This window comes from Catellatospora sp. NPDC049609 (assembly GCF_040675365.1).
In the GTDB taxonomy this organism is placed as follows: domain Bacteria; phylum Actinomycetota; class Actinomycetes; order Mycobacteriales; family Micromonosporaceae; genus Catellatospora.
Genome location: NZ_JBFAOU010000256.1, coordinates 1 through 8,388, shown reverse-complemented (window position 1 = coordinate 8,388; position 8,388 = coordinate 1). Strand labels below are relative to the sequence as shown.

6 protein-coding genes and 1 pseudogene are annotated in these 8,388 nt (G+C 74.7%); 5 read left to right on the top strand and 2 right to left on the bottom strand.

Annotated features, from left to right (window positions below; all coding sequences use genetic code 11):
• Positions 1-47: 47 nt before the first annotated feature.
• Complete coding sequence (acs, locus tag AB0J67_RS37320; RefSeq protein ID WP_363489884.1) at positions 48-2,000, bottom strand: acetate--CoA ligase; 1,953 nt, start codon at positions 1,998-2,000, stop codon at positions 48-50.
• 149 nt (positions 2,001-2,149) lie between these two features.
• Between acs and AB0J67_RS37315 the strand changes: the two genes are divergently transcribed.
• Positions 2,150-2,887 carry an oxidoreductase gene (locus AB0J67_RS37315; RefSeq protein ID WP_363489882.1) on the top strand — a complete coding sequence of 246 codons (738 nt, stop codon included), beginning with the start codon at positions 2,150-2,152 and terminating at the stop codon, positions 2,885-2,887.
• Positions 2,888-3,195: 308 nt separating this feature from the next.
• Here AB0J67_RS37315 and AB0J67_RS37310 read toward each other — a convergent pair whose 3' ends face one another.
• Complete coding sequence (locus AB0J67_RS37310) at positions 3,196-3,999, bottom strand: HAD-IB family hydrolase (RefSeq protein WP_363489880.1); 804 nt, start codon at positions 3,997-3,999, stop codon at positions 3,196-3,198.
• Positions 4,000-4,437: 438 nt separating this feature from the next.
• Between AB0J67_RS37310 and ssd the strand changes: the two genes are divergently transcribed.
• The 4 genes and pseudogenes from ssd (at position 4,438) to AB0J67_RS37290 (ending at position 8,311) form a co-directional block, all read left to right on the top strand.
• Positions 4,438-5,538, top strand: coding sequence for a septum site-determining protein Ssd (ssd, locus tag AB0J67_RS37305; RefSeq protein WP_363489878.1), 1,101 nt, complete (start codon positions 4,438-4,440; stop codon positions 5,536-5,538).
• 127 nt (positions 5,539-5,665) lie between these two features.
• Positions 5,666-6,667: pseudogene (locus AB0J67_RS37300) on the top strand (TadA family conjugal transfer-associated ATPase); the annotation flags it as partial.
• 803 nt (positions 6,668-7,470) lie between these two features.
• The gene (locus tag AB0J67_RS37295; RefSeq protein ID WP_363489886.1) at positions 7,471-8,079 is read left to right on the top strand and encodes a type II secretion system F family protein; all 609 of its coding nucleotides are present in this window, start codon (positions 7,471-7,473) and stop codon (positions 8,077-8,079) included.
• Between the two features lie 22 nt (positions 8,080-8,101).
• Complete coding sequence (locus AB0J67_RS37290) at positions 8,102-8,311, top strand: hypothetical protein (RefSeq protein WP_363489876.1); 210 nt, start codon at positions 8,102-8,104, stop codon at positions 8,309-8,311.
• The last annotated feature ends 77 nt before the right edge of the window (positions 8,312-8,388 follow it).

Here is an 8,388-nt window from a genome sequence, read left to right as displayed (position 1 = left end):
GGCGGCCGGTGTCACACCGGCCGCCGCCCCTGCACTGTCGGATCTGCTCAGTCCTCGTCGGACTTGCCGGTCTTCATCCCGGCGGCGATCAGGTTCATCACCGCGGAGTCCTGCAGCGTGGTGACATCGCCCAGCGAGCGGTTCTCCGCCACGTCGCGCAGCAGCCGCCGCATGATCTTGCCGGAACGCGTCTTCGGCAGCTCGGTGACCAGCATGATCTGTCGCGGCTTGCAGATCGGGCCCAGCGTCTTGGCGACGTGCTCGCGCAGCTCGGCGACGCCGACGTCGGCCCCGCCCTTCAGGATCACGAACGCGACGATGGCCTGGCCGGTGGTCGGGTCGGTGGCGCCGACGACCGCCGCCTCCGCCACCGCCGGGTGGGCGACCAGCGCCGACTCGACCTCGGTGGTGGAGATGTTGTGGCCCGACACCAGCATGACGTCGTCGACCCGGCCCAGCAGCCAGATCGCGCCGTCGGAGTCCCGCTTGGCGCCGTCGCCGGCGAAGTAGAAACCCTGCTCCGCGAAGCGCGCCCAGTACGTCTCGATGAACCGCTTGTCGTCGCCCCAGATGGTGCGCAGCATCGACGGCCACGGGCCGGTCAGCGCCAGGTAACCGCCGCCGCCGTTGCCCACGATCGAGCCGTCGTCCGCGACGACCTCGGCCTGGATGCCCGGCAGCGGGCCCATCGCCGAACCCGGCTTGCAGTTGGTCACGCCCGGCAGCGGCGAGATCATGATGGCCCCGGTCTCGGTCTGCCACCAGGTGTCCACGATCGGGCACCGGTTGCCGCCGATGTGCTCGCGGTACCACATCCAGGCCTCGGGGTTGATCGGCTCGCCCACGGAGCCGAGCAGCCGCAGCGAGCTCAGGTCGAACTGCGCCGGGATGTCGTCGCCCCACTTGGCGAACGTGCGGATCGCCGTCGGCGCGGTGTAGAGGATGGTGACGCGGTACTTCTCCACCAGCTCCCAGAACCGGCCGCGGTGCGGCGTGTCCGGGGTGCCCTCGTACATGACCTGCGTGGCGCCGTTGGAAAGCGGGCCGTACACGATGTAGCTGTGCCCGGTGACCCAGCCGATGTCGGCGGTGCACCAGTAGACGTCGGTCTCCGGCTTCAGGTCGAACACCGCGTGGTGGGTGTACGAGGCCTGGGTCAGGTAACCGCCGGTGGTGTGCAGGATGCCCTTCGGCTTGGCCGTGGTGCCGGAGGTGTAGAGGATGAACAGGGGGTGCTCGCTGTCGAACGGCTGCGCCTCGTGCTCGGCGGACGCGTTGGCCACCACGTCGTGCCACCAGACGTCGCGGCTGTCGTCCCAGGCGACGTCCTGGCCGGTCCGGCGCACCACGAGGACCTTCTCGATGGTCGGGCACTCGGCGACCGACTCGTCCACGGTCGGCTTGAGCGCGCTCGGCGCGCCGCGCCGGTAGCCGCCGTCGGCGGTGATGACGAGCTTGGCGCTCGCGTCCTGGATCCGGCCGGCCAGCGCGTCCTTGCTGAACCCGCCGAACACCACCGAGTGGGTGGCGCCGATGCGGGCGCAGGCCAGCATCGCGACCGCGGCCTCCGGGATCATCGGCATGTAGATCGCGACCCGGTCGCCGGCGTGCACACCGAGGTCGGTGAGGGCGTTGGCCGCCCGGCACACCTCGGCGTGCAGGTCGGCGTAGGTGATGGTGCGGGTGTCGCCCGGCTCGCCCTCCCAGTGGATGGCGACCCGGTCGCCCAGGCCGTTGGCCAGGTGCCGGTCCAGGCAGTTGTACGCGATGTTGAGCTGCCCGCCGACGAACCACTTCGCGAACGGCGGGTTCGACCAGTCCAGCACCTCGTCCCACGGGCGCGCCCAGTCCAGCCGCTTGGCCTGCGTCTCCCAGAAGCCCAGCCGGTCCGCGTCGGCCTGCGCGTACGCCTCGGCCGTGACGTTCGCCGAGGCGGCGATCTCCGCCGGCGGTGGGAACTGCCGCGTCTCGTGCAACAGGTTCTCGAGGGTCTCGCTCACTGCGGCGCCTCCCTAGGGGTGTATGTGGCTGCTTATGCCCTGTGACGTGGCTCTCCGGGTGATGTTACGACCAGATGACCCGGCTTTACAGTAAGGGTCCCTAACTATTTTGCCGGAGGTGCTCGACGGGCTTTGGTTACGCTCTGGCTGTGACTATGGATCCGCTAGCCCCGCTGCTGAAACTGGCCGACGTCGAATCTGCGGTGAATGGCGCGCGCGCTGCGGTGGACGGCGCGTACAAGCACCGCGCCCTGCGGCGCCAGGGCGGGGCGGTGGCCGCGGAGATCAGCCTGCGCTGCGCGGTGGCCGCGGCGGCGCTGGAGGGCCACCGGTACGAGCTCAGCGACGTGCGCGGCGGCACCGTGCTGGACGCGGTGCTGCAGGGTGCGCTGCGGGTCGCCGAGGCTCTGCCCGGCCTGCACCAGACCTGGCAGACCGCACCCCGCCAGGTGCTGGCCCGCCTGCACCTGCTCGCCGGCACCGGGGTGCTGCCCGACGGCGCGCTGGGCCGGCCCGCGCCCGAGAGCGCCGAGCGCCTGGACCTGCTGCTGGAGATCGTGACGCGGCAGCAGGGCGACCCGCTCGTGCGGGCCGCCGTGGTGCACGGCGAGCTGCTGGCGCTGCGGGCCTTCCCCGGGGTGAACGGCATCGTGGCGCGGGCGGCCTCCCGGCTCACCCTGGTGGCCAGCGGCTTCGACCCGCGCGGCCTGGTCGCCGTCGAGGTGGCCCAGCTCGCCCGGGAGCCTGAGTACATCGGCGCGGCCGGCGCGTTCGCCACCGGCACCCCCGACGGCCTGCGCTCCTGGCTGCGCCACTACGCCACGGCGGTGGAGCAGGGCTGCGGGGAGATCGCCGTGGTCGGCGACGCCGTCCTCGCGGCGGCCTGACCAGCCCGGACAGTATGGATGGCGCCGCACGTTCGCGGCGCCATCGCGCACGTCCTGCCGGGGTACCAAGCGTGCACCCTTTGCCAAACGGCCGACGGCAGACCCGGAGGTCATGCCGCGACTATGCCTTCACGACGGCTAGATCGCGCGTGGGTGCCCGGAGGCCGTGCCCGAAAGCCGGCTTCTGCCAGCTACTTCCTGCTGCAGAACGCTTTCGTACTCACTTTTCTACGCCCGTTTCAGGGTGAAGGCCAGGGTTCGGCCCGAATGTGTGACCAGTGGGGCTGTTGTGGCGCTCGAATCACCCGTCAGGGGGCAGAAGCGACAGCACGGGCGCGCTTGCGGCGGCCGTACCACGCGATGCCGATGGCGACACCGACGCTGAGGCCGAGCGCCGCGGCGACCGGCACGGCCGGGCGGTTGCGCAGCCGGCGGCCCAGCGGGATCGGGTGGCGGAACTCCAGCACCGGCCAGTGCCGCTCGACGGCCTCGCGGCGCAGTGCCTTGTCGGGGTTGACCGCGCTGGGGTGCCCGACCGCCGCGAGCAGCGGCACGTCGGAGACGGAGTCGGAGTAGGCGTAGCACTCGGCGAGGTCGTAGCCGCGCTCGGCGGCGAGCTTGCGCACCGCGTCGACCTTGGCGGAGCCGGCGGCGTAGAAGTCGATCTCGCCGGTGTACCGGCCCTCGGCGACCTTCATCCGGGTGGCGATGACGTCGCCGACCCCGAGCTGCGCGCCGATGGGCTGCACCATCTCCTCGCCGGAGGCGGAGACCAGCACGATGTCCCGCCCGGCCGCCTGGTGCTCCTCGATGAGGGTGGCCGCCTCGGCGTAGATGTACGGATCGATCAGCTCGTGCAGCGTCTCGTTGACGATCTGGCGGACCTGGTCGACGCGCCAGCCCTTGACCAGCTCGGCCATGTAGTCGCGGGTGCGCACCATGGCCTGGTCGTCGGCGCCCGAGCGCTTGAACATGAACTGTGCGAAAGCGGTCTTAACGACGTCACGCTTAGTGATCAGACCGTCACGATAGAACGGCCTGCCGAACGCCAGCGCGCTCGAGGTCGCGATGACGGTCTTGTCCAGGTCAAAAAAGGCGGCGCTCCGGCCCACGGTCGGAGTGTAGCGGGGTATTCGCGCCGGCGGCGTGCGGCCACCTGTCGGGCTCCGGCAGCAGCACCACTACTGACCGACCACTCAGTGATTGCGTAGCGTAGGATCTTGGCGCTGTCTACGGCGTGTCGGCGCGTGTCGGTGAGGATCCCCCTCGACGGCATGGTGTCCGGTCAGGCATGCTTTCGCCAACAGCCCTCAGCGGATGCCTCCCCCCCGCAGCCGCTGAGCGGGTTCCGGCTCACCATCCCCCCTGAGGGCCGGTCCCCAAAGACGACCCCCGTCTCCCCGGACGGGGGTCGTCGTCATCGGGGGCGCGGCCGGTACGCATACCAGATCCACAGCCCCGACGGGTGACTGTCCACAAGCGGCGGTCTGTCCACAGGCACGACCTCGAAGCGCTGGTGTCCTGATCGGAACCCGCGCACAGTGCCCGGCATGACCAGCTCGACCACCCGACGCCGGGGTCCCGCCCGCACCCTGCTCGTCACCGCCGACCCCGACCTGCTCGACGATCTGCTGCGCCTGGGGTCCGCGGCGGGCGTCGAGATGGAGGTCGCACACGACCTGCCCGCCGCCCGGCTGCGCTACGGCCCCGCGCCGATGGTGCTGATCGGCGGCGACATGGTGCAGGGCTGCCTGCGGGCACGCCTGCCGCGCCGGCCGGGCGTGGTCGTGGTGTGCCGCGACCCCGCCGACCCGCGACCCTGGGACCTCGCCCAGCCGCTCGGCGCCGAACACGTCGCCCTGCTGCCCGCCGCCGAGTCATGGCTGGTGGAGCGCATCTCCGGGTCGGACCGCGAGCCCGCCGCCCGGCCGGGACGGGTCATCGCGGTGCTCGGCGGCCGGGGCGGCGCGGGCGCCAGCGTGCTGGCCGCCGGGCTCGCCGTCACCGCCTGCCGCACCCCGCTGCGCACCCTGCTCATCGACGCCGACCCGCTCGGCGGCGGCGCCGACCTGCTGCTGGGCTGGGAGGACCTGCGCGGGCTGCGCTGGCCGCAGCTCGCCCGGGCGAGCGGCCCGGTCGACCCCGCCGCGCTCGTCGACGCGCTGCCGCGCCGCGGCGACCTCGTCGTGCTGTCGTGCGCCCGGGACGTCCCCGACGAGGAGGCCCCGGTCTCGCCCTCGCTGCCGCCCGACGCCATGGCCGCCGCCCTCGACGCCGGCCGGCGCGGCCGCGACCTCGTGGTGGTCGACCTGCCCCGCCGCCTCGACGACGCCGCCGCTGTGGTGCTGCAGGACGCCGACCGGGTGCTGCTCGTCGTCCCCGCCGAGCTGCGCGCCGCGGCCGCTGCGGCGCGGGTGGCCGACGTCGTCCAGGCGTACCGGCGCGAGCTGTCGCTGGTGGTGCGGGAGCCGGCACCCGGACGGCTGAGCGCCGACGAGCTGGCCCGCGCCGTGGGCCTGCCCCTGGCCGGCACGCTGCGGCCCGAGCCTCGCCTGGCCGCGGCACTGGAACGCGGCGAGGCCCCCGGCTCCGCCTCCCGCGGCCCGCTGGCCACCCTGTGCGGCCGCCTCATCCGCGAGGTCATGCCGTGAGCGGGCTCGGTTCTGCTCAGGGCCCACGACGAGGGCAGCAAGGAAGCATGAGCGAGCGAACGAGCGGGCGCGGTTCTGCTCGGGCTGACGACGAGCGCGGCGCGGTGGCGGCATGAGCGTTCCCGCGGAGCTGGTGGGGGCGGGGCCGCTGGGGCCGCTGTTGGCCGCGCCTGAGGTCACCGATGTGCTGGTCAACGGGGTGCAGGTGTGGACGGACCGGGGGTTCGGGCTGGTCCGCGAGCCGGTCACCATGCCGTCGGCGGAGTCGGTGCGCCGGCTCGCGCAGCGGCTCGCGGCGGCCTGCGGGCGGCGGCTGGACGACGGGCAGCCGTTCGTCGACGCCCGGCTCGCCGACGGGACCAGGCTGCACGCGGTGCTGCCGCCGGTCGCGACCGCCGGTCCGTACCTGTCCCTGCGCACGTTCCGGCAGCGCCCGATGTCCCTGGCCGAGCTGGTGCCGCCGGAACTCGCGCAGCTGCTGGCCGCCGTGGTGGCGGCGCGGCTGACGTTCCTCGTCTCCGGCGGCACCGGGTCCGGCAAGACTACCCTGCTCGGCGCGATGCTCGGCATGGTGCCGGGCCGCGAGCGGATCGTGCTGGTCGAGGACTCCGCCGAGCTGCGCCCGGCCCACCCGCACGTGGTGGCGCTGCAGACACGTACGTCCAACGTGGAGGGCGCGGGCGTGGTCGGGCTCGCCGAGCTGGTCCGGCAGGCACTGCGGATGCGGCCCGACCGGCTGGTCGTCGGGGAGTGCCGCGGTGCCGAGGTCGTCGACCTGCTCGCCGCGCTGAACACCGGCCACGAGGGCAGCGCGGGCACCCTGCACGCGAACACCCCCGCGGACGTGCCCGCCCGGCTGGAAGCCCTCGGCCTGCTCGGCGGGCTGCCCCGACCCGCGCTGCACGCCCAGGTCGCCGCGGCGGTCCGGGTGCTGCTGCACCTGCGCCGCACCGCGTCGGGACGCGTGCTGGACGCGATCTGCCTGCTGGCCGCCGACGGCCCCGAGCGCCTGGTGGCGGCGCGGCCGGTGTGGCGGCGCGCGGACGGCGTACGCCCCGCCGCCGCCGAGCTCTGCCGCCTGCTCCGGGAACGCGACATCGCGCCACCCGACTGGCTGGAGCCGCGATGAGCGGGCGAGTCCTGACCCGCCGCGCGTTGGGCGGCGCGGGTTCGCGCCATCGCCTCGGCGTGCTCGCGGCTGCCGGACACGGTCCCGGCCCGGCTGCGGCCGGCCGCCGGCACGACCCCATGGGTCCGGCTCCCGCCCGGCGCAGGCTGATCCGGCTGCTGCCGGCTGCGGCCGGGCTGGCGGCGGGGCTGGCCGCGGGCTCCGTCGTGGCGGCGCTGATCATCGCCGGGTACGCCCTGCTCGGTGCCCGGATGTGGCGCGAGCACCGGCGCGGCGGGAGTGCCGCGCGATCCCGCGCGGACGCGCTCGACCTGCTCGCCGCCGGGGCCGCCGAGCTGCGCGCCGGAGCTGCCGGGGGCGTGCTGCTGCTGCCCGACGAGGAGCTGGACCGGCTCGTCCACGCCGCGCGCCGCCTCGCCGCAAGCGTCGGCGCGCCGCTCGCCGACCTGCTGGAACGGCTGGAGGCGCAGTGCCGGGCCGCCGACCGCGCCGACGCCGCGGCCGCCGCGCAGGCCGCGGGCGCCCAGCTCACCGCGGTGCTGCTCGCCGCGCTGCCGGTGGGCGGGCTCGGGCTCGGCTACCTGATCGGCGTCGACCCGCTGCGGATCCTGCTGCACACCCCGGTCGGCGTCGGCTGCGCCTGCGGGGCCGCCGTGCTCCAGGCGGCCGGGCTCGCCTGGACCCGGCGACTGCAACGCACCGCGCCGGGCCGGCCCGGCTCTGCCGGAGGCGACGCGCGCGGGCATGGGCCCGCGGGGCGGTCACGGGCCGGGCGGCGGCTGCGGCGACTGCGCTTGCGCGCGGTGCCGGAGCCGCGCTCGCCGCGTACGCCCTGGCTGCTGGGGGTGGTCGCGGGCGGCGCCGTGGCCGTGCTGCTGCCGGGTGTGCCCGGGGCACTGCTCGGTGCGGTGGTCGCGGCGGGAACGGTGGCGGTGTTGCGCCGGATGGAACCCGCAGCGGTCCGGGCCGACCGGGAGCGCACGCTCGCCGACCTGCCGTGGGCGATCGACCTCGTCGCCGCGGCGCTGCGGGCCGGCGCCCCGCTGGACGGCGCGGTGCTCGCGGTCGCCGGGGCCATGGACGGCCCCGTCGCGGCGCGGCTGCAGCGGATCGGGCGCAGCCTGCGGCTCGGCGCCACCCCGGTCGAGGCGTGGCAGCACCTCGCCGACCTGCCGCCCGCCCGGCGCCTGGTCGCGGCCGTCGAACGCAGCGCCGCGAGCGGCTCGGCACTGGCCGGCGCGCTGCACCGGTGCGCCGACGACCTGCGCGCCGACGCCGCCGTACGCCGCCAGGCCGGTGCCCAGCGCGCCGGCGTCCTGATCGTGCTCCCGCTCGGCCTGTGCTTCCTGCCGGCCTTCGTGCTCGCCGGCCTCGTGCCGGTGGTCCTCGCCGTGCTCGGCGAGGTGCTGTGAAACGACGAGAGGAGATCCATCCATGACCACATCCCGCCTCGCGGGGCGGACCGCGGGCCTGTCCCCGGCCGCGCTCGCCTCCGACGCCCGGCGGCTGCTCCGCCCGCCCGTGCCCGCCGAGGCCGAGCCGCGCGACGTCCACCTCGACACCGCGCCGCCCGCCGACCCGGCGACGGCACCGCGCCCGGCGGCGCCCGACGCCGGGATGAACACCGCGGTGTGCGGCCGTTAGCGGCTACCCTTCATCGTGCAGCGCGATATAAGATCGCGTAAAGCGAAGGAGGAGTGATGGCGGTCCAGGAACCCAAG

What these genes read in the sequence shown, in the direction of transcription:
- AB0J67_RS37290 (WP_363489876.1), top strand. Translation starts at nt 8,102, where the DNA reads ATGACCACATCCCGCCTCGCGGGGCGGACCGCGGGCCTGTCCCCGGCC.
- ssd (WP_363489878.1), top strand. Translation starts at nt 4,438, where the DNA reads ATGACCAGCTCGACCACCCGACGCCGGGGTCCCGCCCGCACCCTGCTC.